Below are 358 nucleotides of genomic sequence, written 5' to 3'. Positions count from 1 at the left end.
CCGAAGAACGAGAAGTTCGGGTCTCGCACATTCAGGTATGCTGCGCCGAGGGAAAGCGGACCGTTGTCGTAACCTGCGCCGAGGGACCAGATCTGGTTGGTGCCAAGGTGGCCGGCAACGCCACCCAAGCTGTACAGTCCGCCGAATTTCAGGCCTGCGTAGTCGACGCTCCTGAACTTGATTGCGTTGTTCACCCGATTGGTGTTCTGGAGGTTGTCAAGATCACCGGGGTGCGCGCCATAGCCCGTTGCCCACTGTGCAGCGGATTCAAAGCGCGCCGTGTAATCCACTACCGCATCGTACTGGCGGCCCAGTGTGACGGAGCCGAAGCGATCCGATGCCAGTCCGACGTAGGCCT

General features: G+C 60.6%; 1 protein-coding gene. It reads right to left on the bottom strand.

Features of this window, described 5'->3' with window-relative positions; translation table 11 throughout:
• Positions 1–358: porin (locus AB3X98_RS42120; RefSeq protein WP_368607232.1), on the bottom strand; the 358-nt coding region annotated here is incomplete at both ends.

Origin of the sequence: Paraburkholderia sp. BR14312 (assembly GCF_040948675.1) — a bacterium.
Classification (GTDB): Bacteria; Pseudomonadota; Gammaproteobacteria; order Burkholderiales; family Burkholderiaceae; genus Paraburkholderia; species Paraburkholderia nodosa_A.
The sequence above is the reverse complement of the archived record's forward strand: the minus strand, read 5'-3'. Positions and strand labels throughout refer to the sequence as shown.